This window comes from Amycolatopsis sp. NPDC054798, assembly GCF_053611505.1.
The window spans coordinates 1-26,268 of record NZ_JBSHAM010000101.1; the positions used below are offsets into that span (position 1 = coordinate 1).

Genomic DNA, 26,268 nt, shown 5'->3' on the forward strand with positions numbered 1-26,268 from the left:
CCTTGAGGGAATCAGATTCCCTCAAGGAGCCCTTCACGGACCGTCGAAGGTCGTGAGGGGAACCCTGTGGAATCTGGGGCTGTGAAGGGGTCCTTCACGGACCGTCTCGCTGAGGGGGCGCTGGTCTGTGAGGTCTTGGCATCTTGCGGGGCGGTTCGGTGCGGTGGTTCTTGCGGCGAGCATCGGTGTCGTGCGGGGATGCTGATCAGTGCCATCGTGTCTGGCCGGTCCTGCCGTGCTGGTCTCACTGGGGTGGTCCCGCAGCGTCGGCCTCGCCGTGCCGGTCGGGCGGGGAGCGTCTTAGCGGTGTCGGCCAAGCGCCGTTGGGGTGTCAAGCGGCGGGAGACGAGGCATTCGCCTGGGCTGGCCTGCAGTGTCCGCCAACGGAGCGGTCCATGACCTGTCGTGCCCCGCTCGGTGACCATCCCGGCACCCAGTGCGTCCGAAACACCCCGGCTGCCACGAAATTCCCGGCCGACTATTGCGTGTTCGGATAATCCGTGTTCGGATTAACCGCGTCCGGGTGAGGGTCGGCCGGAGGCGGCTAGCGGTAGGAGGTCAGCGGGTGGCGGCGAGTCAGTCTTTCGAGGTAGTGGTCGCGGGGGGCGGGTTGGGCGGGCTTTGTGCTGCCTTGTCGTTGCGGCAGCGCGGGTTGCGGGTCACGGTGGTCGAGGCGGCGCCGCAGCTGGGGGAGATCGGGGCGGGGATTCAGACCGCGCCGAACGCGAGCCGGATCCTTATCGGGCTGGGGTTGCGTGCGGAGTTGCAGAAAGTCCGCTGCGAGCCGCAGGATCAGGTTCGGCGCAGGTGGGCTGACGGCAGCATTATCGCGCAGTTGCCGCTCGGGCAGCGGGTTGTCGAGCAGTACGGGGCACCGTATTGGCATTATCACCGGGCGGATTTGCATTCCGTGTTGCTGCGGGCGTGCATTGACCCGGACGGGGCGGGGCCGGTCGTGAAGGTGGCTACTGGGGCGAAGGTGGTCGATCTTGATCGCGGGAATCCGGAGCGGCCTGCGGTTGTCACCGAGGACGGGCGCAGGTTTGAGGGCGACGTTGTCGTTGGGGCGGACGGGATCCGGTCCGCGGTGCGGGATCTCGCGGGGTTCGACGACACGCTCGCGTTCTCGGGGGAGATGGCGTACCGGGCGTTGATTCCGGGCGACTCGATCGCGGCGGATCCGGCAACCCGGTTCCTGGTGGACCGTTATCATTCTACGATTTGGTACGGGCCGGACAAGCATCTCGTGCACTACATGATCCGCGGCGGCGAATATCTCAACGTGGTGGCGATTGTGCCGTGCACGGAGGACGTCGAGAAGAACTGGAGCGCGCCGGCCAGCGCGGAGCAGCTTGCGGCCGAGTACTCCGATTGGGACGATCGCGTGCCGACGATGTTGTCCAAGGCCAAGGACGACGTTTCGGTCTGGGCGATGTACCGGCGGCGCCGCGATCCGGTGTGGGTGGACGGGCGCGTCGCGTTGCTCGGGGATGCTTGTCACGCAATGCTTCCGTACCAGGCGCAGGGTGCGTCGCAGGCGATGGAGGACGGGGCGGTTCTCGCGGAGGAACTGGGCCAGGCTACCCGCGAGGGGATCGACACCGCGTTGACCCGGTATGTGCACCGGCGCGCCAAGCACGCGGGGATGGTCCAGGACGCGTCCTTGCGGAACATGAGTTTCTACCACCTGCCGGACGGTCCGGCGCAGCGCGAGCGCGACGAGAAGCTGCGAAGCTTCGACGGCGAGTCCGATGTGTCCTACGACTGGCTGTGGAACGGCACTCCGCTCAACGACCCGGACAACGAATCGATTCACTACCAGTTCGCCCGATAGCACCAGCCCGAAAGCACGAAACGGCCCACGCAGACTTCGCAAAGGAGCAAAGCTATGCGTACCGGAGACCAGGTGGTCCAAGACTTGCCGTGGCGCTGGCGCGTCCAGGGCAAGATCTTCCTCATCGGCGGGCTCGGCTACATGTTCGACGCCTGGGACGTGGCGCTGAACGGATTCCTCACCCCCTTGGTGGGCACGGAATTCGGGCTGTCGGCCACGCAGCGGGGGTTTGTCGCTACGGCCAACCTGATCGGCATGGCGGTGGGGGCGGTCGCCTGGGGGACGGTCGCGGACCGGATCGGGCGCAAGCGGGCGTTCAGCATCACGTTGCTGCTGTTCGCGTTTTTCTCGGTGTTCGCGGCGCTGTCGCCGAATATCGAGGTGTTTCTGCTGCTGCGGTTCCTCGCCGGAGTCGGGCTCGGCGGGTGCATTCCGGTGGATTACGCCATTGTCAGCGAGTTTTCGCCGCGCAAGCAACGCGGGCGAGTGCTGTCCGCGATGGACGGCTGGTGGCCGGTCGGCACGACGCTGGCGGGGGCGTCGGCGACGCTGCTGGTTCCGGTTTCCGGGAACTGGCGGTGGATGCTGGTGCTGATGATCCTGCCCGCGGTGCTGTTGTTCTGGGCGCGCCGCGGGGTACCAGAATCGCCGTTGTACTTGGTGCGCAAGGGGCGCGAGGCGGAAGCACGGTTGGTTATCGACGATCTCGTCGAACGTACGGGCGCGCCGAAGGAGCAGTACCGGATTCCGCCTGCGATTCAGGAGGACAAGCGCGGCGGCGGGGTGTTCGCGGCGGTCGATCAGTTGCGTCGGGTGTGGGCGTACAACCCGAAGGTCACCGGGGTCGCCTGGGCGTTGTTCATCACCGTGATGCTGGTGTACTACGCGGCGCTGAGCTGGATGCCGTCGATCCTCAAGGCGCAGGGTTTCGGGGAAATCGCCGCGTTCGCTTCGACTACTTTGATGAACGCGCTCGGTATCGTCGGCGTCGTGGTGGCGGTGCTGCTGGTGGACCGCATCGGCCGCAAGCGGGTCATCGCCGCGGCCGGGCCGCTCGCCGCGGTCACGCTGGTGATTTTCTCGCTGGTGCTCGGTTCGGCCGGGGCCTCGGTGGTGGCGATCGGCGCGTTCGGGCTGTTCTCGCTGGTGGTCATTCCGGTGATGTACGCCTTCGTGTCCGAGCTGTACCCGACGGAGCTGCGCGCGTCGGGCTTCGGCTGGGCGTCGTCGTCCAGCCGGGCGGTCACCGGGTTCGCGCCGTTGCTGTTCGGCAGCGTGCTGTGGCCGGTGCTGGGGCTGCCGCTGACGTTCACGCTGCTCGGCCTGCTCGTCGTCGGGGCCGTGGTGTTCATGGTCTTCTGCGCGCCGGAAACCCGGGGCCGCGAGCTGGACCGGATCGACGACGACCCCGCACCGGCACCGCACCAGTCCGAAGTGGACGCAGTCTGATCCGCCCCAGCAGAAAGGGAGTTTCATGAAGCCCGCCGCGTTCGCCTACCACCGGGCGCACGATGTCGCCGACGCTGTCGGCCTGCTTTCCGACCTCGCCGCGCGGGGCCGGGAGCCGAAAGCGATCGCGGGCGGGCAGAGCCTGATGCCGATGATGAGCTTCCGCCTGGCCCGCCCGAGCGACCTGGTCGACCTCGGACGGCTGCGGGAACTGCCGGGGACGACCGGCATCGAGCAGACCGGTTCGGCGCTCCGCATCGGTGCGATGACGACACACCGCCAGGTCGAACTCGGGACGCACGAGCTTGGCCCGGGATTCGCGGTGCTGGCGGAGGCGATGCGGTACGTCGGGCACCTGCCGATCCGGTCCCGCGGCACGGTCGGCGGCAGCCTCGTGCACGGGGACGCGACCGCTGAATGGTGCATGCTCGCGCTGCTGCTGGACGCGGTGATCGTCGCTGAAGGTCCAACCGGCCGCCGTGAGATCCCAGCGGGGGAGATGTTCTACGGCTTCTACGCCACGGCGGTGGAGGCCGACGAGGTCGTCACCGAGGTCCGGTTCACCCGGGCGGCGCCGAAGGCCGCGTTGACCGAGTTTTCCCGGCGTGCCGGGGATTTCGCGACGGTCGCGGCGGCGGTGACGCTCGAACCTCGCGCGGACGGGACGCTGGACGGCGGCCGGGTGGTGCTCGGCGGCGTCGCGCCCGCTCCGTTGCGGATTCCGGAGGCCGAGGAAGTGCTGGCGAACGGTGTGCCGGGGCCGGAGTTGTTCACCGCCTGCGGCCAGGCGGCGGCGGAGGCGATCGATCCGCGCAGCGACGCACAAGGCAGTGCGGACTATCGGCGAGCGCTGACGAGGACGTTGGTGGCGCGAAGTTTGAGCCAGGCGTGGGAGAGGGGAGACCGGTGAAGGCATCCGAAGAACCTCGGTTCGACGGCCGGGGCGGCAAGTGGATCGGCGCGTCCGTGCGCCGCCGCGAGGACCCGCGGCTGGTCACCGGCCGCGGCCGGTTCGTGGACGACATCCACCTGCACGGCATGCTGCACGCCGGGTTCGTGCGCGCGACCGTCGCACACGGCAAGATCACCGGACTCGACCTCAGCGCGGCCCGCGAGGTGGACGGCGTCGTCGCCGCGTACTCGGCGGAAGACCTCCAGCTCGGCGACATGGTCGCGCTGCTGGACCGTCCGCCGGAGGAATTCACGCCGACCACCATGCCGATCCTCGCGCGCGGCAAGGCGAGGTTCGTCGGCGAGCCGATCGCATTGGTGATCGCCAAGGATCCGTACGCGGTCGAGGACGGCATCGAGGCCGCGCAGGTGAGTTACGAGGTCCTCGACGCGGTCGTGTCCGAAGAGACCGCACTCGCCGACGACGCGCCGTTGGTGCATGAGGACGCGCCGAGCAACGTGCTGCTCGACGTGACTTCGTTCGACACCCCGGGCGTGGACGAGGCCTTCGAGGACGGGTGCGTGATCGAACTCGTCACCCGCAGCGGACGGCAAAACGCGTTGCCGCTGGAGACGCGCGGCGCGGTGGCGTCCTGGGACGACCGCGACGAGCAGCTTCTCGTCCAGACCTGCAGCCAGGTGCCGCATCAGGTGCGCACCGTGCTGGCGCGCTCGCTGCGGATCCCGGAGCGTTCGGTGCGGGTGGTGGTCCCGGACATGGGCGGTGGCTTCGGGCAGAAATGCGTGGTGGGGCGGGAGGAAATCGCCGTCGCGGCGGCAGCGAAACTGTTGCGGCGTCCGGTGAAGTGGATCGAGGACCGCAGCGAAGCCCTCGCGTCCGGCTTCCTCGCGCGCGAGCAGCGGTATCGCACCCGGGCCGCCTTCACCGCGGACGGCGAGCTGACCGCGCTGGAGTCCGACATCGTGTGCGACATGGGCGCGTACTCGTGCTATCCGTTCACCGTCGGCATCGAACCGCTGATGGCGGCGGCGGAAATGCCGTCGGTGTACAAGGTTCCGGCCTATCGCGTGCGGGCGAGGGCGATCACGAGCAACAAAGCGCCGACCGCGCCGTACCGCGGGGTCAGCCGTCCGCAGTACGTCATGGTGATGGAGCGGATCATGGACCTGGCCGCGCGCCGCCTCGGCCTCGACCCGGTGGAGATCCGCCGCCGCAACGTGATCACCGAGTTCCCGTACACGGGCATCAACAAGGTGACTTACGACCCCGGCAGCTACCTGGAATCCCTGGAGCTGGGCGAAAAGATACTACGCGACGAGGGCTGGTATGCCCTGCGCGAGAAGAACCCGCACATCGGCATCGGGTACAGCTGCTTTTCCGAGCGCACCGGCTACGGCTCCGAGGCGTTCGCGAAGCGGAAGATGACCGTCGTCCCCGGGTTCGACGTGAGCGAGATCCGGATGGACCTCACCGGTTCGGTCGTGGTCACCAGCGGCACGATCAACCACGGGCAGTCCCACGAGACGACGTTCGCGCAGATCGTCGCCGAACGGCTCGGCGTCGACCTCGCCAAGGTCAAGCTGCGCCAAGGCGACACCGAGCGGATTTCCTACGGCTGGGGCACTTTCGCGTCGCGTTCGGTCACCATCGGCGGCTCCGCCGTGGCGACCGCGGCGACCCGGCTGGGCGAACAGCTCTGCCTCATCGCGGCGCACTTGCTGGACACCCGCGCCGAGAACGTCGGGCTCGACGGCGACGGGGGAGTGATCCAGCTCGACGACCCCAGCCGTCGGCTTTCGTTCGAGGAGATCGCCGACGTCGCGTACCTGCGCAGCCACCTGCTGCCCAAGGAAGCCGAGCCGACGCTCACCGCCACCGCGGCGTTCGACGTCCCCGGCGACGGCACGTTCTCCAACGCGACCCACGCGGTCGTGGTCGAGGCCGACCCGGGCACCGGCCAGGTGAAAATCCTCCGCTACGCCTGCGTCGAGGACTGCGGCGTGGTGATCAACCCGAAGGTGGTCGACGGCCAGGCGCGCGGCGGCATTGCGCAGGGCATCGCCGGCGCGCTGTTCGAGGAGGTCACCTACGCCGAGAACGGCGAACCGTCGGCGGCGAGCTTCATCGACTACCTCGTCCCGACCGCCGCGGAGATCCCCGACATCACCGTCGACCACCTCGAAACCCCGTGCGCTTTCACCGAAAGCGGCGCGAAGGGCGCGGGGGAGGGCGGCACGATCGGCGCGCCCGCCGCGGTGCTGAACGCGGTCAACGACCTTCTCTGGCACACCGGGGTCCAGCTGGAGCAGACCCCGATCCACCCCGAGGCCGTCCTCGCCGCGCTGAGCGCGGCCGACCGGGAGAAAGCGGGTACCGGCGCATGACCGACAAACAGCTGATCGTCCTGAGCGTGAACGGGCAGGAGCACGAACTGCTCGTCGAACCCCGGTGGACCCTGCTCGACGTGCTCCGGCACAACGTCGGGCTCACTGGCACGCACGCCGGCTGCGAGCACGGCGTGTGCGGGGCGTGCACGATCCTGGTCGACGGCGAACCGGTGCGCGCCTGCCTGATGTACGCCGTGCAGGCGGAAGGCTGCGCGATCCGGACCGTCGAAGACCTCGGCACCCCGGAGGAACCGAACGATCTGCAGCAGGCGTTTTCGGAACACCACGGGCTGCAGTGCGGCTTCTGCACGCCCGGGTTTCTGATGCTTGCTGAAGGATTCCTCGCGCAGGAGCCGTCGCCGACGCGCGAGGAGATCCGGGAAGCGGTGTCGTCGAATCTGTGCCGCTGCACCGGATATCAGACCATTGTGGACGCGATTGAAGCGACCGCCGCCGAGCGGTGCGCGGGAACCGGCAGGAAAGAGGACGCCGTCCGATGATTCTCGAGAACACCCTTGACCTCCCCGGCGATCCGGACACGGTGTTCGCGCTGCTCAACGATGTCGAGCGGGTCGCGGGCTGCCTGCCCGGCGCGGTGCTGGAGGGCCGGGACGGCGAGTCCTACCTCGGCAAGGTCAAATTCAAGGTCGGCCCGGTCAGCGCCGCCTACGCGGGAAAGGTCCGGTTCACCGAGATCGCCGAGGGCGAGCGGCGGCTGCGGCTGTCGGCCCGGGGCGCGGACAGTCACGGCAACGGCGACGCCGAAGCGGACGTCACGCTGACCCTGACCCCCGGCCCGAAGGGATCTTCGCTGAACCTGCACACGGATCTTGTGGTGCGGGGCAAGATCGCGCAATTCGGCAAGGGCGCGATCAGCACGGTGTCGAACCGGATCCTGCAGCAGTTCGCGCAGAATCTCGGCGCGCTGCTGGAAAACGGCGGCACCGCACCGGCTCCGGCCGTGGCGGCGACCACCCCCGCGCCCGCCTCGGATTCGCTCGACGGTTTGGCGATGCTGCTCCCGCCCAACGCGAAGCGCTACCTCCCGCTCGTCGCGGCGGGCGCGCTCGGGCTGTTCCAGGGCTGGCTGCTCGGCCGGGTCCGGTCGCAGCAGAAACTGATCAAGGAGCTGCTGCGTGAACGCGCCTGATGCCGGAGTGCACGGCAGCGAAACCGACCAGACCTACGCTCGCGCCGGTTTCGGTGCCGCGGTGCCCAGGGGAACCGCGCCGGTCCTGGTCGTGGTCGACCTGACCCGCGGCTTCACCGAACCGGAATTCCCTTCTGGCGCAGACCTTTCCGCCGAAGTCCAAGCCGCTGACGCGCTCGTTCGCGCCGCGCACGAAAGCGGTGCCCCGGTCGTCTACACCGCGATCAGCTACACCCCCGCGGAGGCGGACGGCGACGCGATCGCGTGGCTGCGCAAGGCTCCCGGCATGCGCGGCCTCCGCGACGGAAGCGCCGAAGTCGCACTCGATCCGAGGCTGGAACAGCGCGACAGCGACCACCTGATCGTCAAGAAAGGCGCTTCCGCGTTCCACGGAACGAGCCTGGCCGCGCTGCTCGCCGGTCTGGGAGCGGACACCGTGCTGGTCTGCGGCGCGACGACTTCGGGCTGTGTGCGCGCCACGGCGGTCGATTCCGTGCAGTCCGGTTTCAACACCCTCGTCGTCCGGGACGCCTGCGGCGACCGGGCGCGCGGACCGCACGACGCCGCTCTCTTTGACCTGCAAGCCAAATACGCCGATGTGGTCGGTCTGGGCGAGGGTGTCGAACTGCTCGCCAAGGCCCGCTGAACCGGAAGGAGTTCCCGCGTGACTTCCCCTGCCGAGAGCCGGGTGCTGACCCAGCCGGCGCTGGCCGACCTGGCCGACGCGCCCGCCTCGAGCGTCTGGGTGCGCTCCGGCGACCTGCGGCTGCACGTGCTCGACTACGGCCCGGCCGACGGCGTCCCGCTCGTGGTGCTGCCCGGGATCACCAGCCCGGCGATCACCATGGACTTCGTCGCCCGCGAGCTGACCGACCTGGTCCGCCCGCTGGTGCTCGACATCCGAGGCCGCGGCTTGTCCGACGACGGACCGAGCTACGACCTCGACGCTTACGCCGCCGACGTCGAAGCAGTCATCGAGCAGTTGAACCTGTCCGCGCCGCTGCTGTTCGGCCACTCGATGGGCGCGCGGATCGCGGCCAAAGCCGCGCTGTCCGCTCGGGGCACGATCCTGGCGGACCCGCCGATGAGCGGTCCCGGGAGGCCGTACCCGACCTCGCTGGCGGCCTTCGAGTCCCAATTGGACCAAGCGCAGCGGGGGACCAGCGCGGACGAGGTCGCCGCCTCGTGGCCGCGCTGGCCGCGCCGGGAACAGGAACTGCGCGCTCGCTGGCTCGCGTCGTGCTCCCGTGCCGCCATCGCGGCGACGCACGCGGGCTTCGAGTCCGAGGAATTCCTTCCGTTGTGGGAAAACCTGCCTGGCCCCGCAGTGCTGCTATACGGCGCGGAGAGCCCGGTGGTGACCTCGGCGGACGTCGCGGTGCTGAAGAAATCGGTGCATCCGCTGGCGGCGGTGGAGGGCGCCGGGCACATGATCTTCTGGGACGAACCGCGGCCCGCCCTGCAGGCGCTGCGTTCGGCGCTGAAATACCTGCTCGCCACCCCCTCACCCGGCGTGCCGTGAAGGACTCCTTGAGGGAATCAGATTCCCTCAAGGAGTCCTTCACGGACCTCGGCGAAATGACGCGTACTCGGATAATCCGTATTCGGACAATAAAGGAGGTCGCCATGGACCAGAACCTGTTCAACGACATCTGCTTGCGCCAGCTGACTTTTTCCGGCGTGCACGAGGGGGAGACGGTCGTCGTGCTGACGCGCGGCGCCGAACGCGCGGAGTACGCCGACGCCTTCCTCTGGGCCGCCCAGCAGCTCGGTGCGGCGACCTATCACATGCGGCTGCCGTCGCCGGCGAGCGCGTCCGGCGCGTGGGCGGTCGGGCAGTCCGGCCTTGACCAGCTGCCGCTCGCGGTGGAGGCGCTGAAGGCTGCGGACATGGTCGTGGACTGCACGTTCCTGCTGTTCAGTGAGGAGCAATTCGCGATCCAGGCCGCCGGCACCCGGATCCTGACCGCCGTCGAACCGCCCGAGCTGCTGGCCCGGCTGATGCCGACGAAGGAGCTGCGCGAGCGCGTCGAGATCGGTGCGGAACTGCTGGCGAAGGCCAAGACCATGCGGATCACCAGTCCGCACGGGACGGACGTGACCTACCAGCTGGGCGTGTACCCGACGATGAGCGAGTACGGCTACACCGACCAGCCCGGCCGCTGGGACCACTGGCCCGCGGCGTTCGTCTTCACCGGCGGTTCCGACGACGGCGTGGACGGCAAGATCGTGCTCGCGCCCGGCGACGTGCTGCTGCCGTTCAACACCTACGTGCAGACGCCGGTCGAGCTGACCATCGAAAAGGGCTTCATCCAGGACATCCGCGGCGGTGCGGGCTCGTCCGGCCTCGACGCCGACCTGCTGCGCAGCTACATCGAATCGTTCCACGACCCGCGCGGCTACGGCATGTCGCACGTCGGCTGGGGCCTCGACGAGCGGGCGCACTGGCACGGCCTGACGCAGTTCCCCGGCGGCATGGGCATGGAACTGCGCAGCTTCTACGGCAACGTGATGTTCTCCATCGGCCCGAACAACGAACTCGGCGGCCCGAACGACACGGCGTGCCACTTCGACATCCCGATGCGCGGCAACAGCCTCTACCTCGACGACGAGCTGATCGTCGACGCGGGCGAGCTGACCGTGAAGGAAATGCGCCCGGCGGCGAAGCGATGACCGACCACCACATCGGGATGATCGTCCCGAGTTCCAACCTGACCATGGAAACCGAGCTGCCGCGGATGCTGCGCGCCCGCGAGGAGCTGTACCCGGAGGACCGGTTCGTCTTCCACTCCGCCCGCGCGCGGATGCAGCACGTGACGCCGGAGCAGTTGCGCGCGATGAACGCCCAGGCGGAACGCGCGGCCACCGAACTGGCCGACGCGCGGCCCGGCGTCGTGGCGACTGCTTGCCTGGTCGCGATCATGGCGCAGGGGCCGGGTTATCACTGCACCGCCGAGGATTCGATCACGTCGGCGTTACGCGCGGAAGGCTCGGACGCGCCGGTGGTTTCCTCGGCGGGCGCGCTGCTGTCCGGGATCGCCGCGCTGGAGGCGAAGCGGGTCGCGATCGTGACGCCGTATCTGAAGCCGTTGACCCAGGCGGTGATCGAGTACCTGGAGGACGCGGGCGTCGAGGTGGTCGATTCGCTTTCGCTGGAGGTGCCGGACAACCTGGCGGTGGCGCGGCTGGACCCGGCGGATCTTCTTGCGCACTACCGGAAACTGGACCTTTCGCGGGCGGACGCGCTGGTGCTGTCGGCGTGCGTGCAGATGCCGTCGCTGCCGTCGATCCAGCCGGTCCAGGACGCGGTGGGGATTCCGGTGCTGTCGGCTGCCACGGCTACGACGTTCCGGATTCTGCGCGAGCTGGGCGTGCGGCCGGAGGTGCCGGGGGCGGGGCATTTGCTGAGCGGCAAGGTAGCTGCCTAACTGCGGCACCCCGAGGACAGAGCCGGTCCTCGGGGTTCGCCGCGTCGGCTAACGGCGGGCGGCCACCAGTTCGCGGACCCGCGGCGCGATCTCCCGCGCGAACAACCGGACGGCGTCGGTGGAGTCCACGGACAGGAGGAACGTGCTCATCCCGTGCGCGAGCGCGAGTTCGGCGAGCTGACCGGCCCATTCGGCGGTGCTGCTCGACGGAATCCCCGGCAGGTTGTACAGCCGCCGGATTTCGCCGGGGGAGCGGCCTGCGTTGCGGGCGGCCTCGTCGATGAGCGCGTTCGCGGCGGGCAGGCGGTCCGGTGGGATCCGGGTCATGCTCGGCAGCCAGCCGTCCGCGGTGCGGCCGATCAGGCGCAGCATCCGGGGGCCGAGAGCGCCGAGCCAGATCTCCATTCGGTGCGCGGGGAACGGGCCGGGCGGAGTGCCGGTGAGCCGGTGATGGGCGCCGGACACGTGGGCGGGCGGCCCAGGTGTCCACAGTGCACGGATGACCCGGATCGCTTCCGTGAGCGCGTCGAAGGCTTCGCCGGGGGTGTACCGCGGACCGCCCTGGGCGGCGATGTCGTCCCAGTACGCGCCGGCCCCGAGGGCGAGTTCGGCGCGGCCGCTGCTGAGCAGGTCGAGGCTCGCCGCCGAGCGGGCGAGCACCGCGGGCGGGCGCAGCGGCAGGTTGGCGACGTTAGGGAACACGCGCAACCGGCCGGTGCGCGCCGCCACGACGCTCAGGACTGTCCACGCGTCGAGAAGATCCGGACGGTACGGGTGGTCGGGGACGCTGAGCAGGTCGAGCCCGGCCGTGTCGGCGGCTTCGGCGAGCTTGGCCACCGAGCCGGGATCGGCGGTTTCGGGCAGGAGGATGACGCCGAACTGGAGGTCGTGGCCGTAGTCAGGCATGAGCCGTCCGGCCGGTGCCGAGAAATCGTGTCATGACGACATGATTACCCGATGGAACGACTGGTGTCCAGCGGGTAGGATCCCGGCATGGACGAACTGCGCCCGCCGACCCTGCTCGCGCTGCCCTCGTACCTGGCCGGGCACGTCGCGCGGATCGGGCGCCGGGAACTGGCCGGCGCACTGGAGACGCACGGCCTCCGGCTGCCGCACTTCGCCGTGCTGGCCGGGCTTTCCGACTTCGGGCCGCTGGCCCAGCACGCGCTCGCCGACCGGCTGGGTCTCAACCGGAGCCATCTGGTGGGCTATCTGGACGAGCTGGAGCGCCGCGAGCTGGTCGGGCGGGAACGGGACCCGGAGGACCGGCGCCGGCAGCGGGTCGCGCTCACTGAGGCGGGCAAGGCGCTCGCGGGGGAGTTGAAGGCGGAGGCTCGGCGTTCGCAGGACGTGCTTCTTGCGGAGCTGTCCGCGAAGGAGCGCGAGACGCTGATTTCCCTGCTGCGGCGGGTGGTGGTCGCGGACGACCGGGCGCGGTCGGAAGCGGGGTAGTTCCGGGTTCGGGTGATTGCCCTGCCGCGCAACGGGTAACCGGAGGTTTCCCGACACCCGAGGAGGCAGCATGGCCGCACCCACCCGAACCGATCTCGTCACCGTGATCACCGACGACCACCGCGACGTGGAGCGGGTGTTCGCCGAACTCGAGAGCGAACCCGCCGCGGGCAACCGGAAAGACGTGGTCGACCACGTGATCGCCGAGCTGGTCCGGCATTCGGTCGTGGAGGAACAGCTCATGTACCCGGCCGCCCGCAAGCATCTCGACGACGGCGACAAGATCGCCGACCACGAGATCGAGGAGCACGCCGAGGCCGAGAAGCTGATGAAGCGGCTGGAGCGCAAGCAGCCCGGCGACCCGGAGTTCGAGGAACTGCTCGGCGAGCTCATCGCCGACGTCCGCCACCACATCAAGGACGAGGAGAACGACCTGCTGCCGCGGCTGCGGGACGCCTGTTCGGCCGAGGAGCTGGACCGGCTGGGCGAGCGGATCCTGGCAGCGAAGAAGATCGCGCCGACCAGGCCGCATCCGCACGCGCCGAGCAAGCCGCCCGCCAACCTGATTCTCGCGCCGGGCGCGGCCTTCGTCGACAAGATCCGCGACGCGCTGACCGGACGGAAGAGCTGAACGATGACAGACGACGTGTTTGTGCTCGGCCTCGACGACAAGAACGAGCGCATCCTGAAAAGACTCCCGTCCGCGGCAGGGCTGCGGTTCCGGCCGCTGCTCAGCCCGGACGAACTGCAGCACGGCGAGATCGATTTCCCCGACCTGCTGAAGAAAGCCCGCCAGCAGCTGGACGATTTCGACGGCGAACCGGCCGCGATCGTGACCTATTGGGACTTTCCGGCCGCCACCATGGCCCCGCTGCTGTGCGAGGAATACGGCCTTCCGCACGTGCCGCTGCCCGCGGTGCTCAAATGCGAGCACAAGTACTGGAGCAGGCTCGAACAGCGGAAGGTGATCGACGAGCTGCCGCCGTTCGGCATCGTCGACCTGGACGGCGATCCGCAGCCGCCGCCGGGGGTGGACTTCCCGATGTGGCTGAAGCCGGTCAAGGGCTTCTCGTCGGAACTGGCGTTTCACGTGCGGGACAAGCAGGGCTTCGCGGACGCCGTGGAGGAACTGCGGGAGGGCGTCGGACGGGTCGGTGACCCGTTCGAGGACGTGTTGTGCCAGGTCGAGCTGCCGCGCGAGATCGCCGAGGTCGGCGGGGCCGCGTGCCTGGCCGAGGCTGAACTGCACGGCGTGCAGGCGGCGGTCGAGGGGTACGTCTGGAAGGGTCAGGTGCACGTCTACGCCGCGCTGGATTCGGTCGATTTCCCCGGCCGTTCTTCGTTTTTGCGGCATCAGTACCCCTCGCAGCTGCCGGACGAGACGGTCCGGCGGATGTCCGACATCGCCGAGCGCGTGATGCGCCAGGTCGGTTTCGAAAACGGCACGTTCAGCATCGAGTTCTTCTGCGATCTGCAGTCCGGGCAGGTGTGCCTGCTGGAGATCAACCCGCGGCATTCGCAGTCGCACGCGGAATTGTTCGAGCTGGTCGACGGCGTGGCCAACCACGAAATCATGCTCCGGCTGGGACTCGGCCAGGAACCGCGTTTCCCGCGCGGCCGCGGGGAGTACCGCATCGCCGGCCGCTCCTATCTGCGCCGCTTCGACGGCGACGCGGTGGTGACGCGGATCCCGACCGAAGCCGAGATCACCGCGCTGTGCAAGGAACTCGGCGGCACGACGATCTCGATCACGCCGGAGGAAGGCCAGCGGCTGTCGGAGCTGCCGGAACAGGACAGCTATTCGTTCGAGCTGGCGGAGCTGATCATCGGTGCGGACACCGAGGACGAGCTTGAGGCGAAGTACCGGCAGTGCAGTGAACGGCTGCGCTTCGAGTTCGAGGACTGACGGGGAGGACAAAAGGTGGAGGGCGACGTCGAGACGCTGTATGAGGACCACCTGTGGAAGAACCGCATCGAGGGGCGTCAGCGGGCGGCGAACACAGCGAAATCCCGCGAGGAAGCGGTGAAAACGGGACGGCACATGGCCAAAGCTCGACGGTCTGTCCACATTGTCCGCACTGAGGACGGGGCAGTGGCTCGCCGCGACGACTACCGGAGGAGTCGTCGCGGCGTGTCGCTGCCGCCGGAGTGACGCCGGAATCAGCGGCGCAGAATGCGTTCGAGGTGGTTGCGGGCCTGGCGGCCTTCGGGGATCTGCTGCATGATCCAGTTGTGGAACATGCCGGGGTATTCGGCGTAATCGACGTCGATCCCGGCCTCGCGGGCGCGGGCGGCGAAGCGGCGGGCGTCGGGGAGAAGGACGTCTCGGGTGCCGATGAACAGGCTGAACGGGCCGAGCCCGGTCAGGTCCGCGTACAGCGGGCTGATCCGCGGGTCGTGCGGATCGGTGCCCTCGGCGTACATCTTGCCCGCCTCGCGCAGGCCGGTGATGCCGAGCATCGGGTCGTGTTCGTCCAGTACCACGGAAATCGGGTCTTCCAGCGTCACGTCCAGCCACGGCGACAGCAGCACGGTCTGTTTCGGCTGCGGCTTGCCCTCGTCCCGGAGCCGCTGCGCGACTGACAGCGCGAGCGCGGCACCTGCGGAATCTCCGGACAGGACGGTGTTTTCCGCTGGCTCGGCACCCAGCGTCTGCTCGAACGCGGCTTGCACCATGGGAAGCGTTTCGGCGTTGCTGTGCCGGGGGACGAGCGGATAGATCGGCAGCGTGACCGTGCAGCCGAGCCGACGCACGAGATCAGCGGCGAATTCCCAGTGATGCGATTCGATTTCTTCGACGTAGCCGCCGCCGTGCAGGTGGAACACGTGCAGTCCGGCTTCGCCTCGCGGGCGCACGGTCCAGCACGCGAACCCGTGCACTTCACGGTGCTCTAGCTTGAAGTGTTTGCGCAGTGCGCGCGGCGGCCGGGCTTGCGAAGGCCGTTGATGGCGGTGCAGGCGCCGGTGCAGCACGTGTGCGTCGTCATAGAACGCCTTCTGCCTCGTCACGCGCAGATACGCCTGATACAGCTGGGCTTTCATGCTGATCATCCGCGACGGGTACCCATTTTCCCGCTGCGGGCAACACTGTTTCGCACCCGCCGCGCCGGGTACCCGGCGGGCATGATCACGCGCGCTCTTCCTTCGCTGCCGTACGAGATCATGGAGGACGAAGACGTCCGGATCCCGGTTTCGGACGGCACCCGGCTGGCGGCGCGGATCTGGCGTCCCGCCGGATCGGAATCGCTGCCCGTGCCGGGAATCGTCGAGTACATCCCGTACCGCAAGCGAGACCTGACCTCCGTCCGCGACTCGATCCACCATCCCTATCTGGCCGGGCACGGCTACGCCTGCGTGCGCGTCGACCTGCGCGGCACCGGAGAATCGGAAGGCGTGCTCGCGGACGAGTACCTGGAACAGGAGCAACAGGACGCCGAGGACGTGCTGGCCTGGCTCGCCGAGCAGCCGTGGTGCACCGGGCGCACCGGCATGATGGGCCTTTCCTGGGGCGGGTTCGCCGCGCTGCAGGTCGCGGCGCGGAAACCGCCGAGCCTGGGCGCGATCGTCATTTCCTCGTTCACCGACGACCGGTTCGCCGACGACATGCACTACATGGGCGGCTGCCTGCTGTCGGACAACATCGCCGAGTCCGGCACCATGTTCGGCGAGGCGACGATGCCGCCCGACCCGGCGCTGGTGGGCGATCGCTGGCGCGACATGTGGCGGGAGCGGCTGGAAAACTGCAGCCTGTGGGCAGAGCAGTGGCTGCGGCATCAGCGCCGGGACAGCTATTGGCGGCACGCCTCGGTCTCCGAGGACTACTCCGGGGTGCAATGCCCGGTGCTCGCGTCCAGCGGCTGGGCCGACGGATACTCCAACGCGGTCACCCGGCTCCTGTCGCACCTTGACGTGCCGTGCCGCGGGCTGATCGGCCCGTGGTCGCACAAGTACCCGCACCTCGGCGAGCCCGGTCCGGCGATCGGCTACCTGCGGGAGGTCGTGCGCTGGTGGGACCACTGGCTGAAGGACGTCGACAACGGCGTGCTGGACAGCCCGGTCCTGCGCACGTGGATGCAGGAGAGCGTGCCGCCGTCGACGTCCTATGAGGACCGTCCCGGCCGCTGGGTCGGGGAGGCGGAATGGCCTTCGCCGCATGTCCAGCCGGCAGTGCGTGCCCTTGCCCCGCACCGGCTCGCGAAGCCCGGCGAGCCGGTGGACGAGGAACAGCTGAGCGTCGCTTCTCCGTTGTCGGTCGGGCAGTTCGCCGGGAAATGGGCGTCCTACAGCGCGCCGCCCGACCTGCCGTACGACCAGCGCGAGGAGGACGGCGGGTCGCTTGTGTTCGACACGGACGTGCTCACCGAGCGGTGCGAAATCCTTGGTGCGCCAAAGGTGCGGCTGCGGGTTTCGGCGGATCGGCCGGTGGCGATGGTGGCCGCGCGGCTTTCGGATGTCGCCCCGGACGGCCGGGCGACGCGGGTGACTTACGGCCTGCTGAACCTCACCCACCGCGACGGCCACGAGGACCCGAAACCGCTTGCCCCGGGCGAGGAGTGCACTGTGGAATTCGAGCTGAACGGGGTGGCGCAAGCGTTTCCGGCCGGGCACCGGATCCGGCTGGCACTGTCCACTTCGTACTGGCCGCTCGCCTGGCCGCCGCCGGAGCCGGTCACGCTGACCGTGCGGACCGGTGCGAGCGCGCTGACGCTGCCGGTGCGGCCGACCGGCGAACCGGACGAGGTGCCCGAAGACGCGTTCGGCGAGCCGGAGGGGACGCCGCCGCTGCCGACCACGCAGGTGAGCCAGCCGGAACAGGAGTGGACGGTGTCGCGGGACCTCGTCGAGTACCGCTCGGCACTGGACGTCGTGAAGAACTCCGGCACGATCCGCTACGACGACATCGGCCTGGAAATCACCCGCGACGTGCACGAGCGCTACACCTGGATCGCCGACGACTTCTGTTCCCCGGCCGCGGAGACCTCGTGGACCGTGACTTTCGAACGGGACGACTGGCAGGTGCGGACGGAGACGTACACGCGGGTGAGCTGCACGCCGACGGAATTCGTGATCGACGCCCGGCTGGACGGTTACGAGGGCGATCGGCGGCTGGTGTCGCGGAACTGGCATCGGACGGTGCCGCGCGACCTGCTGTGACGGCTTGCTCTGCGCGAGCTGTCCGGCCGTGCTCGGTTCCTGGGGGCGAACAGCGAAAGCTGATCGGTATACCCCCTGCGCGGCGGGGTTTAACGTCGAATCCGCGCGGTTAAGCCAGTCCTATGCGGATCCTGCCCCGGCACGCGGCGGCGCTCGACGTACCGCGCCGCCGAGCCCGAGTGACCGGTACTGACGCGTTCCTGGCGCACTGGGACCGCTTGCTGACCGAAGCCGTTCCTGTTGCGGAAGGAGCCTGATGAGGATCGCGATGGTGTCCGGACACGCCAGCCCGCTCGCCGCACTGGGAGAGGAGGGCGCGGGCGGCCAGAACGTGCACGTGGCCGACCTGTCCGCGGCACTCGTTCGCGCTGGCCACGAGGTGACGGTCTACACGCGCCGCGCCGACCCGGACGCGCCGGCCTCGGCGGAGGCCTCGGCGGGTTATCGCGTCGTCCACGTTCCGGCTGGCCCGGCGCGGCGGCTGCCGAAGGACGAGCTTGTGCCGCATCTGGGCGAATTCGGCAGCTGGCTGCGCGACCGGTGGACGGAGGAACCGCCGGACGTGGCGCACGCGCACTACTGGACGTCCGGCGTCGCGACGGTCCTTGCCGCGCGCGAGGCCGGGATCCCGGCAGTGCAGACCTTTCACGGGCTCGGCGCGGTGGAGCGGCGGCACCAAGGGGACGACGGCACGAGCGCGCCGGACCGGACGCGACTGGAGCGGATGGTCGGCAAGCAGGTCGGCCGGATCGTCGCGACCTGCTCGGACGAGGTGTTCGAACTCGCCCGCCAGGGGGTGCCGCGGCAGCGGATCTCGGTGGTGCCGTGCGGGGTCGACCTCGACCGGTTCGGGCCGGGCGGCCCGGTGGCTCAGCGGACCGCGCCGAAGCGGCTGGTTTCGGTCGGGAAGCTGGTGCCGCGCAAGGGATTCGACCTGGCTATCGCAGCATTGCCGAGGGTGCCGGAGACCGAGCTGGTGATCGCGGGCGGTCCGGTGTCCGGTGCGCTCGACGAGGATCCGGAGGCGCGGCGGCTGCGGAGGCTCGCGGACCGGCTGGGGGTGGCGGATCGGGTGCAGCTGGCGGGTCAGGTGAGGCGTGCTGAGATACCAGCCTTGCTGCGTTCGGCGGACGCAGTGCTGTGCACTCCTTGGTACGAGCCGTCCGGGATCGTGCCGCTGGAAGCGATGGCCTGCGGGGTTCCGGTCGTGGCCGCGGCGGTCGGCGGCTTGACCGACACGGTGGTGGACGGGATCACCGGACGCTTGGCTCCGCCGGGGGATCCGGTCCGGCTGGCGGCTCGGCTGCGGGGTTTGCTGGACGAGCCCGCGGAGCTGGAGGCGCTCGGGACCGCGGGGCGGGAGCGGGTGCGGGCGCGGTACTCGTGGGACCGGATCGCGGCGGAGACGGTACGGGCGTACGAGCAGGCCATGCCGGTGGAAGAGCTGGGGTTGGCCGCGGCGCGGTGACGGTGGCGAGGGAGCCGGGCCGGGTTGCGGTGTGCTGATCCGGCCCGGCAATGCTCTGCCCGGGACCGTTAAGCCCGGGCTTCGCGGCTGCCGCTGAGCGCGACGGCCAAGGCGACGAGCGCGGTCAGCCCGTGCAGCCAGTTGTCCGCCCAGTTGAGGTTCACCGGGTCGTCCCGTGCGGTGCTGAACGCCGTGGCCAGAATCCCGTACGCGGTCAACCCGGTGAACGCCACGAAGAGCACTCAGCAGTACGCGACGGCACCGGAAAGCTTGCGTGCGGCCAAAAGACCGAGCAGGCCCAGTGCGGTGTGGACAGCCGGACGGGCCCAGGATCGGATGGCGACCGACGGCACGGGTGCTCCTTTCCGGCACGGCCGCGGCTGTTTCCGCTGGCGCGCAACAGGTTCCGGATTACTCCTCGCGGAGCGACTTCGCGACGGAACCCCCGGCTTCGTCCGCCTGCTCGCCCGGATCCGGGTCGGCGCGGCGCTGAGGGAGATCCTCGTCCGGAGCGGCGGCCCGGGCCGCCTCCGCGCGGGCGAGCGTTTCGTCGTCCGGGGGATTCGGCACAGGCTGGACGTCCGGCCGTTCCTCGGCGAGGCGACGTCCGAGGGGCTCGCCTTCGCGTGCCTCGGCGGGGGTCGTGGCCTGCTGGACCGCCGGGCTCCAGCGCTCGGGAGGTTCGACTCCGTTCTCCAGCGGATCGACTCGCAGCTCGTCCTCGTCGAGCGATTCGGACTGGTCGAGCGTTTCGGGCTCGGCCGGATCGAGGTCGGGCATCGTGCTCCCTTCTCCGTGCGGCGCTTTTCTCGCCGGGTACCCGCCGGGAACGGCGCAAAACGGCGTCAGGCGACGGCGAGATCGCGGATCGCGGCCTGCGCCTTCTGGATTTCCTGGCCGACCAGGAGCGCGGTGAAGCGGGCGACCGAGATGCTCTGCGCCGCCGAGGCCACCGCGTCGCAGGCCTCCTGCGCGCCGGCGGAAAGATGCCGTACGTGCCCGGCGAGCAAGGCGTCCTCGAGCTGACCGCACAGGTCGGGGAGCACTTCGGACAGATCGTCGGCGAGGAGGCTCAGCAAGCCGAGCGTCCGGTAGAGGTCCGCAGGGGATTCGTAGCCGCCGGCACCGGCTTCGCGACGGAGCCGGCGCAGCGCGGTCTGCGCTTGCTCGGCCGGTGCGGGAGACGTCGCTGAATGGTCCATGACCCGGTGGTACCCGGTGGTGGGGCGGCTAACCGGACGGTTGCGTTCGTCCGTGCCGGGTATCCGGGAACGATGAACGAGATCGTCGAACTGATCCGCAGGCGGGCCTGCCTCGCCGAGACCAGCGACGCCGAACGCGTCGCGCACGCGGTGCTGCGGACGTTGGCGGAGAGGATTTCCCCGGAGGCGGCGGCGAGCCTGGCCGCCCAGCTGCCGGCCGAGCTGGCCGAAGACCTGCGCCCGGGCGGCGTCGCCGGGGAAGGCTTCGAGCTGGCGGAGTTCGTCGGGCGGATCGCGGAGCGGGGAGAGCTGACGGACCCGGAGGCGGTGCACCGCGCCGGCGTGGTGCTGGACGTGCTGAGCCGGGAGACAGTGCACGTGGCGGACGAGGTCTGGAACGTGCTGCCGGAACCGTTGCGGCGCCTGGTGGAGGCGGACCGGCCGCGGGTCGCCTGACGCCTCGCGGGCGCCTCAGGCGTTCCGCATCCGGGGCCGGTGCGGCTGCGAGTGGCCGCCGGGCCCGCCCGGGATGTCGCGGTCCACGTGGTCGGCGTGGTGCAGCGCCTGGGCCAGGAGCCCGCGGACGTGCTCGTCGGCGGCGGAGTAGTACACGAACGTGCCCTCGCGGCGGCCCTTGACGAGACCCGCGAGCCGGAGCTTGGCCAGATGCTGGCTGACCGCGGTCGGCGCGGCCCCGGCCAGTTCGGCGAGGCAGGCCACCGACGATTCGCCCTGCAGGAGCGCCCACAGCACCTTGATCCGCGTCGGGTCCGACAGCAGGCGGAAGCTTTCCGCGGCCAGGTGGACCTGCTCGTCGGAGGGCATGTCGAAGTCCGGCAGGGAGGAGTGCATGCCCCGATGCTACCGTTCCTTCTCGACTATCTGCGCATCTGCGCAGGTATGCTGGCAGCCGACCGGTCCGTCCGGTCGCGAGAGGCCTCGAGCACCCCGGGAGTTCCTGATGGCACAGCCGCGCCGCGACCGTCCGCAGCCGGAGCACGGGCGTGGTCCTGCGCGAGGGCAGGGTTCCGGCCGCGGTGCTGGGGAGGGCGGCGACCACGAGCAGAGCAACCCCGGCTCTGGCCACGGCCACGCGCACGGTCACGCGCATGGCCACGGCCACGGACACGGGCACGCCGAACCGACGACCTGGCGGCACCGGATCAAACACCTCCTCACCCCGCACAGCCACGACAGCGCCGATCGCCTCGACGCCGCCCTGGAAACCAGCCGTCGCGGCATCCGGGCGCTGATCTGGTCGTTCGCCGTCCTGTTCGGCACCGCCGTCGTGCAGCTGGCCCTGGTAGCCGTCACCGGCTCGGTAGCCCTTCTGGGCGACACCATCCACAACTTCGCCGACGCCCTCACCGCCCTGCCCCTCGGCATCGCCTTCGCCCTGGGCCGCCGCGCCGCGACCCGCCGCTACACCTACGGCCTCGGCCGCGCCGAGGACCTGGCCGGAGTCGTCGTGGTGCTGATCATCGCCGGTTCGGCCGCGCTGGCCGCCTACGAGGCGATCGACCGGCTGCTGCACCCGCATCCCGTGCAGCAGCTCTGGGTGCTCGCCGCGGCGGGAGCGGTCGGGTTCGCCGGAAACGAACTCGTCGCCCGGTACCGGATCACTGTCGGCAAGGAGATCGGCTCGGCCGCCTTGGTCGCGGACGGCCTGCACGCTCGCACCGACGGGTTCACCTCGCTCGCGGTGGTGCTGGGCGCGGTCGGCGTGGCGCTGGGTTTCCCGGCGGCCGACCCGGTGATCGGCCTGCTGATCACCGTCGCGATCCTTTTCGTCCTGCGCGACGCGGCGAAGGAAGTCTTCCGGCGGCTGATGGACGCCGTCGACCCGGCGACCGTCGAACTGGCCGAGCGAACAGCAGCGGCGGTGTCCGGAGTGGAGGGTGTCCGGGAGGTCCGGATGCGCTGGATCGGCCACAGCCTGCGCGCCGAACTCGCCATTCAGGTCGGCAATACTCTCACCGTCGAGCAAGCGCACGAACTGGCGCACAGCCTGGAACACGAACTGATCGCCGCGGTGCCCCGGCTGGCCGCGGCGGCAGTGCACGTGGAACCGGCGATCGGGGCGGAGACCGTGCACCTCGGTTGATCGCGCATCGACCGATCGGTTGATCCGCCGCTCCGCCCGGGCTGCCCGGAAACTCTGGCCGCGCAGCCGATTCGCCGCACCGGTGCCGCCCGGCACGGTGAAGGCATGGCAATCATCGAGGTGGACAGCCTCGTCAAGCGGTACGGCGGGCAAGCCGTGGTCGACGGCGTCAGCTTCGCCGTCGAGCCGGGCGAGATTTTCGGCATTCTCGGCCCGAACGGGGCCGGCAAGACCACAACGGTCGAATGCGTCGAGGGGTTGTGCAGGCCGGACGGCGGGGAGATCCGCGTCTGCGGTCTCGATCCCCGCCGCGACGGTGGCGAGCTGCGCCAGGTGCTCGGCGGGCAGCTCCAGGAAAGCGAACTGCCGGACAAACTCGAGGTCGGCGAGGCGCTCCGGCTGTACAGCTCGTTCTACCGCGATCCGGCCGATTGGCGGGAGCTGGCCGGGATCCTCACTCTCGAAACCAAGCTCGGCACCCAGTTCCGCCGGTTGTCCGGCGGCCAGAAACAGCGGCTGTCGATCGCGCTCGCGCTGCTCGGGAACCCGAAGGTCGCGGTGCTCGACGAACTCACCACCGGACTCGACCCGCAGGCCCGCCGCGACGTCTGGGGCCTGGTCGAGCGCATCCGCGCGCGGGGCGTGACGATTCTGCTGGTCACGCACTTCATGGAGGAGGCAGAGCGGCTCTGCGACCGGCTCGCGGTCATCGACGCGGGCCGGGTCGTCGCGGTCGACACCCCGGCCGGGCTGGTGTCGCGCGCCGACGACCGGCAGCGGATCCGGTTCCGCACGTCCGGGCCGCTGGACGACGCGGTGCTGACCGGGCTGCCGGAGGTCGCCGCCGTCGAGCGGGCGGGCAGCCAGATCGTCGTCACCGGGACCGGGGACCTGCTGCTCGCGGTGACCTCGGCGCTTGCCCGCCGTCAGATCGCCGTCACGGACCTGCGAGTGGACCAGACCACGCTGGACGACGCGTTCGTCGCGCTCACCGGCCGCTGCATCGAAGACTGAGGAGACCCCGGTGCCTGCTTTGTTCCGGCTCGCCGCCACCGAAACGAAACTGTTCTTCCGCGAGCCGATCGTGGTGTTTTTCGCGCTCGCGTTCTCGCCGGTCCTGTTCGGTGTTCTCGGGCTGATCCCGGCTCTGCGCGAACCCGGCCCGGACGGAATCCGGATGATCAGCCGGTACTTGCCGATCGTGGTCGCGATGGGGGTTTCGCTGTTCTCGCTCAGCGGTCTGTCACAGCTGTTCGCGTCCTACCGAGAGAAGGGCGTGCTGCGGCGGATGCGGCTCACGCCGGTGAAACCGACAGTCATGCTCGGCGCGCAACTGCTGATGGCTGTGGTGCTGTCGGCGGCGTCGACGCTGGTCATCCTCTTGACCGGACGGCTGGCGTTCGACGTCGCCCTGCCTCGGCAACTGCCTGCGTACGTGCTCAGCTTCGCGCTGCTGGCATTGGCGTTGTTCGCGATCGGGCTGCTGGTCGCGGCGCTCGCACCGTCCGCCAAGAGCGCCAGCGCGGTCGGTTCCCTGGTGTTCTTCCCGCTCGTGTTCTTCGCCGGTCTCTGGGTGCCGCGCGCCAGTATGAACCAGGTTCTGCTGACGATCAGCGATCTGACGCCGCTCGGCGCGGGTGTACAAGCCTTGCAGGACACGGCTTCCGGGAATTGGCCGCAGCTGCTGCACCTCGGTGTCATGCTAGGGTGGCTCGTCGCGGCAGGGGGCTTGGCCGCGCACTACTTCCGCTGGGAGTAACTGGTGGGCATCGAAAGCGACCTGCGCGAAGAGTTCGACCGCTGGGAACGCGCACAGACAGCGACCTTCACAGTGCTGCCTTACGGTCTTCTCGCGGTCAGCGTGAGCATCGCTTTCTTACAGCTGCCAGCGCATCTTCCGGTCGTGCTGGGATTTTCCGCCGCTGCCGCGCTTTGGCTGCTGTGGTTTCACTCGCTTCATCCGCAATGGCATCGGAAGCGCGTGCTGATGGCGGGGTATTACGCCGGTCTGCTGGCGATGGCGGCGGTACTGGCGGCCCTCGCGCCGTGGTATGGCCTGTTCGCGTTCGTCGGTTACCCGCAAGCATTTCAATACCTGACCGAACGCTGGCGGTACGCCGGCGCGGCGGCCACCGCGCTGATCTCGGCGATGGCGTTCCTCGGCGGAATCGCCAAGATCGGCGCGGAGAACCTGTGGTGGGCGTGGCTGGGCGCCGGCGTGCTTTCGGCCGCGCTGGCGGGAGCGGTTTTCTATTTCGTGGAAATGGCCTACCGGCGGAACGAACTGCAGAAGCAGGCATTGGCGGAAGTGCACGAGGTGAACCTCAAACTGGAGGCGGCGCTGGCCGAGAACGCCGGGCTGCACGCGCGATTGCTGGCCCAGGCCCGCGAGGCCGGGGTGCTGGACGAACGGCAGCGGATGGCGCGGGAAATCCACGACACTCTCGCCCAGGGCCTCGCCGGGATCCTGACGCAGTTGCAGGCAGCCGAACAGACCGCGACCGAACCGGCGACACTGGGCCGCCACTTGGCGAGCGCGACGAACCTGGCCCGGGAAAGCCTGGTCGAGGCGCGCCGGACGGTCCAGTCGGTGGAGCCGTCCGTGCTCGCCGAAGCCCGGCTCCCGGAGGCGATCGGCGAGGTGACCAGGAATTGGTCGGCGGCCAACGACATCGACGCCGTGCTCACCACGACCGGCGACGCCCGGCCGATGGACACCGACGTCGAGGTGGCGTTGCTGCGGACCGCGCAGGAAGCGCTGTCGAACGTCGCGAAGCACGCGCGGGCGAACCGGGTCGGCCTGACCCTGTCGTACATGCCGGACCTGGTGACCCTCGACGTCCGCGACGACGGCGTCGGTTTCGAGCCGAACGCCAAACGCGCCAACGGTTCCACGAACGGCGGCTTCGGACTGGCCGGGATGCGCCAGCGGGTGCAGCGTCTCTCCGGACGGCTGGAGGTTGAGTCGGAACCGGGCCGGGGCACGGCGATTTCGGCGACGGTGCCGGCGATTCCCGCCGGAGGTGCGCGATGATCACGCTGCTGATCGTCGACGACCACCCGGTGGTGCGCGACGGCCTGCGCGGCATGTTCGGCGCCGACCCGAGGTTCGAGGTGGTCGGCGAGGCCGCCGACGGAGCCGCCGCGATCACCGCTGGCGAGCAGTTGCGGCCGGACGTGATCCTGATGGACCTGCGGATGCCGCGGACGGACGGCGTGACGGCGATCAAGGAACTGGCGAAACGCGGTGTCACTGCGCGGATCCTGGTGCTGACGACGTACGACACCGGCAGCGACGTCCTCCCGGCGATCGAAGCCGGGGCCACCGGGTATCTGCTGAAGGAAGCGCCCCGGGAGGAGCTTTTCCGCGCGGTGGAGGCCGCGGCGAAGGGACAGGCGGTGCTGTCGCCGACGGTCGCGACCCGGCTGATGGGACAGTTGCGCCAACCGGCGGCGGGTCTGTTGTCGGAACGCGAGGTGGAGGTCTTGCGGTTGATCGCGAAGGGTGCGACTAATCGTCGGGCGGCGGAGGAGTTGTTCATCAGCCAGGCGACGGTGAAGACGCATTTGCTGCACGTCTACGCGAAACTCGGGGTGAACGACCGCGCGGCGGCGGTGGCTGCGGCGTTCGCGCAGGGGTATTTGACGCTGTAGCGCGGGTTTTCGGTGGGGGAGGCGTGGTCCGTGAGGGGAACCCTGAGGGAATCAGATTCCCTCAGGGTTCCCC

The 26,268-nt window shown here is 69.6% G+C and carries 29 protein-coding genes; 23 read left to right on the forward strand and 6 right to left on the reverse strand.

Annotation, left to right across the window (positions count from 1 at the left end; all coding sequences use genetic code 11):
- Positions 1-565 precede the first annotated feature (565 nt).
- The 10 genes from ACWGIC_RS37875 (at position 566) to ACWGIC_RS37920 (ending at position 11,161) form a co-directional block, all read left to right on the forward strand.
- Complete coding sequence (locus tag ACWGIC_RS37875) at positions 566-1,834, forward strand: FAD-dependent monooxygenase (RefSeq protein WP_452080759.1); 1,269 nt, start codon at positions 566-568, stop codon at positions 1,832-1,834.
- A gap of 54 nt (positions 1,835-1,888) precedes the next feature.
- Positions 1,889-3,283, forward strand: a complete 1,395-nt coding sequence (locus ACWGIC_RS37880) for an MFS transporter (protein ID WP_452080760.1) — start codon at positions 1,889-1,891, stop codon at positions 3,281-3,283.
- A gap of 25 nt (positions 3,284-3,308) precedes the next feature.
- A complete protein-coding gene (locus ACWGIC_RS37885; RefSeq protein ID WP_452080761.1) occupies positions 3,309-4,193 on the forward strand; it encodes an FAD binding domain-containing protein in 885 nt (294 codons plus the stop codon).
- Positions 4,190-6,580 (forward strand): xanthine dehydrogenase family protein molybdopterin-binding subunit, encoded by a 2,391-nt coding sequence (locus tag ACWGIC_RS37890; protein ID WP_452080762.1) that lies wholly within the window; start codon positions 4,190-4,192, stop codon positions 6,578-6,580. Before ACWGIC_RS37885 ends, ACWGIC_RS37890 begins: the two co-directional genes overlap by 4 nt.
- Positions 6,577-7,083 (forward strand): (2Fe-2S)-binding protein, encoded by a 507-nt coding sequence (locus ACWGIC_RS37895; protein ID WP_452080763.1) that lies wholly within the window; start codon positions 6,577-6,579, stop codon positions 7,081-7,083. The genes ACWGIC_RS37890 and ACWGIC_RS37895 overlap by 4 nt, the downstream gene beginning before the upstream one ends.
- Entirely contained in the window at positions 7,080-7,733 is a 654-nt protein-coding gene (locus ACWGIC_RS37900; RefSeq protein WP_452080764.1) for an SRPBCC family protein, read from the forward strand. Before ACWGIC_RS37895 ends, ACWGIC_RS37900 begins: the two co-directional genes overlap by 4 nt.
- Complete coding sequence (locus tag ACWGIC_RS37905) at positions 7,720-8,379, forward strand: isochorismatase family protein (RefSeq protein WP_452080765.1); 660 nt, start codon at positions 7,720-7,722, stop codon at positions 8,377-8,379. The genes ACWGIC_RS37900 and ACWGIC_RS37905 overlap by 14 nt, the downstream gene beginning before the upstream one ends.
- A gap of 18 nt (positions 8,380-8,397) precedes the next feature.
- A complete protein-coding gene (locus tag ACWGIC_RS37910) occupies positions 8,398-9,255 on the forward strand; it encodes an alpha/beta fold hydrolase (RefSeq protein ID WP_452080766.1) in 858 nt (285 codons plus the stop codon).
- 104 nt (positions 9,256-9,359) lie between these two features.
- Entirely contained in the window at positions 9,360-10,406 is a 1,047-nt protein-coding gene (locus tag ACWGIC_RS37915) for a leucyl aminopeptidase (RefSeq protein WP_452080767.1), read from the forward strand.
- Positions 10,403-11,161, forward strand: a complete 759-nt coding sequence (locus ACWGIC_RS37920; RefSeq protein ID WP_452080768.1) for a maleate cis-trans isomerase family protein — start codon at positions 10,403-10,405, stop codon at positions 11,159-11,161. Before ACWGIC_RS37915 ends, ACWGIC_RS37920 begins: the two co-directional genes overlap by 4 nt.
- A gap of 48 nt (positions 11,162-11,209) precedes the next feature.
- Here the strand turns inward: ACWGIC_RS37920 and ACWGIC_RS37925 are convergent, their stop codons facing one another.
- Positions 11,210-12,067, reverse strand: coding sequence for an LLM class flavin-dependent oxidoreductase (locus tag ACWGIC_RS37925; protein ID WP_452080769.1), 858 nt, complete (start codon positions 12,065-12,067; stop codon positions 11,210-11,212).
- 87 nt (positions 12,068-12,154) lie between these two features.
- Between ACWGIC_RS37925 and ACWGIC_RS37930 the strand changes: the two genes are divergently transcribed.
- The 4 genes from ACWGIC_RS37930 to ACWGIC_RS37945 all read left to right on the forward strand — a co-directional run bounded on the left by ACWGIC_RS37930 (position 12,155) and on the right by ACWGIC_RS37945 (position 14,765).
- The gene (locus ACWGIC_RS37930; RefSeq protein WP_452080770.1) at positions 12,155-12,613 is read left to right on the forward strand and encodes a MarR family winged helix-turn-helix transcriptional regulator; all 459 of its coding nucleotides are present in this window, start codon (positions 12,155-12,157) and stop codon (positions 12,611-12,613) included.
- Between the two features lie 70 nt (positions 12,614-12,683).
- Positions 12,684-13,244, forward strand: a complete 561-nt coding sequence (locus tag ACWGIC_RS37935; protein ID WP_452080771.1) for a hemerythrin domain-containing protein — start codon at positions 12,684-12,686, stop codon at positions 13,242-13,244.
- Between the two features lie 3 nt (positions 13,245-13,247).
- The gene (locus ACWGIC_RS37940) at positions 13,248-14,519 is read left to right on the forward strand and encodes an ATP-grasp domain-containing protein (protein ID WP_452080772.1); all 1,272 of its coding nucleotides are present in this window, start codon (positions 13,248-13,250) and stop codon (positions 14,517-14,519) included.
- 15 nt (positions 14,520-14,534) lie between these two features.
- The gene (locus tag ACWGIC_RS37945) at positions 14,535-14,765 is read left to right on the forward strand and encodes a DUF2188 domain-containing protein (protein ID WP_452080773.1); all 231 of its coding nucleotides are present in this window, start codon (positions 14,535-14,537) and stop codon (positions 14,763-14,765) included.
- 8 nt (positions 14,766-14,773) lie between these two features.
- Here ACWGIC_RS37945 and ACWGIC_RS37950 read toward each other — a convergent pair whose 3' ends face one another.
- Positions 14,774-15,664: an alpha/beta hydrolase fold domain-containing protein gene (locus ACWGIC_RS37950; protein WP_452080774.1), complete on the reverse strand. Its 891-nt coding sequence runs from the start codon at positions 15,662-15,664 to the stop codon at positions 14,774-14,776.
- 72 nt (positions 15,665-15,736) lie between these two features.
- On the opposite strand from ACWGIC_RS37950, the gene ACWGIC_RS37955 reads away from it, so the two are divergent.
- From ACWGIC_RS37955 to ACWGIC_RS37965, 3 genes are all read left to right on the forward strand, one after another.
- Positions 15,737-17,767 carry a CocE/NonD family hydrolase gene (locus ACWGIC_RS37955; RefSeq protein WP_452080775.1) on the forward strand — a complete coding sequence of 677 codons (2,031 nt, stop codon included), beginning with the start codon at positions 15,737-15,739 and terminating at the stop codon, positions 17,765-17,767.
- Positions 17,768-17,889: 122 nt separating this feature from the next.
- A complete protein-coding gene (locus ACWGIC_RS37960; RefSeq protein WP_452080776.1) occupies positions 17,890-18,024 on the forward strand; it encodes a hypothetical protein in 135 nt (44 codons plus the stop codon).
- Complete coding sequence (locus tag ACWGIC_RS37965) at positions 18,024-19,235, forward strand: glycosyltransferase (RefSeq protein WP_452080777.1); 1,212 nt, start codon at positions 18,024-18,026, stop codon at positions 19,233-19,235. Before ACWGIC_RS37960 ends, ACWGIC_RS37965 begins: the two co-directional genes overlap by 1 nt.
- 68 nt (positions 19,236-19,303) lie before the next feature.
- Here the strand turns inward: ACWGIC_RS37965 and ACWGIC_RS37970 are convergent, their stop codons facing one another.
- From ACWGIC_RS37970 to ACWGIC_RS37980, 3 genes are all read right to left on the reverse strand, one after another.
- Positions 19,304-19,477 (reverse strand): DUF4383 domain-containing protein, encoded by a 174-nt coding sequence (locus ACWGIC_RS37970; RefSeq protein ID WP_452080778.1) that lies wholly within the window; start codon positions 19,475-19,477, stop codon positions 19,304-19,306.
- A gap of 169 nt (positions 19,478-19,646) precedes the next feature.
- Positions 19,647-20,015: a hypothetical protein gene (locus ACWGIC_RS37975; RefSeq protein ID WP_452080779.1), complete on the reverse strand. Its 369-nt coding sequence runs from the start codon at positions 20,013-20,015 to the stop codon at positions 19,647-19,649.
- A gap of 65 nt (positions 20,016-20,080) precedes the next feature.
- Complete coding sequence (locus ACWGIC_RS37980; RefSeq protein ID WP_452080780.1) at positions 20,081-20,437, reverse strand: hypothetical protein; 357 nt, start codon at positions 20,435-20,437, stop codon at positions 20,081-20,083.
- A gap of 72 nt (positions 20,438-20,509) precedes the next feature.
- Between ACWGIC_RS37980 and ACWGIC_RS37985 the strand changes: the two genes are divergently transcribed.
- Positions 20,510-20,893, forward strand: coding sequence for a DUF2267 domain-containing protein (locus ACWGIC_RS37985; protein ID WP_452080781.1), 384 nt, complete (start codon positions 20,510-20,512; stop codon positions 20,891-20,893).
- A gap of 15 nt (positions 20,894-20,908) precedes the next feature.
- Here ACWGIC_RS37985 and ACWGIC_RS37990 read toward each other — a convergent pair whose 3' ends face one another.
- The gene (locus ACWGIC_RS37990; RefSeq protein WP_452080782.1) at positions 20,909-21,289 is read right to left on the reverse strand and encodes an ArsR/SmtB family transcription factor; all 381 of its coding nucleotides are present in this window, start codon (positions 21,287-21,289) and stop codon (positions 20,909-20,911) included.
- Positions 21,290-21,398: 109 nt separating this feature from the next.
- On the opposite strand from ACWGIC_RS37990, the gene ACWGIC_RS37995 reads away from it, so the two are divergent.
- From ACWGIC_RS37995 to ACWGIC_RS38015, 5 genes are all read left to right on the forward strand, one after another.
- Positions 21,399-22,541: a cation diffusion facilitator family transporter gene (locus ACWGIC_RS37995; protein ID WP_452080783.1), complete on the forward strand. Its 1,143-nt coding sequence runs from the start codon at positions 21,399-21,401 to the stop codon at positions 22,539-22,541.
- 105 nt (positions 22,542-22,646) lie between these two features.
- The gene (locus tag ACWGIC_RS38000) at positions 22,647-23,555 is read left to right on the forward strand and encodes an ABC transporter ATP-binding protein (protein ID WP_452080784.1); all 909 of its coding nucleotides are present in this window, start codon (positions 22,647-22,649) and stop codon (positions 23,553-23,555) included.
- A gap of 10 nt (positions 23,556-23,565) precedes the next feature.
- Positions 23,566-24,300: an ABC transporter permease gene (locus ACWGIC_RS38005; protein ID WP_452080785.1), complete on the forward strand. Its 735-nt coding sequence runs from the start codon at positions 23,566-23,568 to the stop codon at positions 24,298-24,300.
- A 3-nt stretch (positions 24,301-24,303) separates the two neighbouring features.
- Entirely contained in the window at positions 24,304-25,575 is a 1,272-nt protein-coding gene (locus ACWGIC_RS38010; RefSeq protein WP_452080786.1) for a sensor histidine kinase, read from the forward strand.
- Positions 25,572-26,195 carry a response regulator gene (locus ACWGIC_RS38015; RefSeq protein WP_452080787.1) on the forward strand — a complete coding sequence of 208 codons (624 nt, stop codon included), beginning with the start codon at positions 25,572-25,574 and terminating at the stop codon, positions 26,193-26,195. The genes ACWGIC_RS38010 and ACWGIC_RS38015 overlap by 4 nt, the downstream gene beginning before the upstream one ends.
- Positions 26,196-26,268 lie beyond the last annotated feature (73 nt).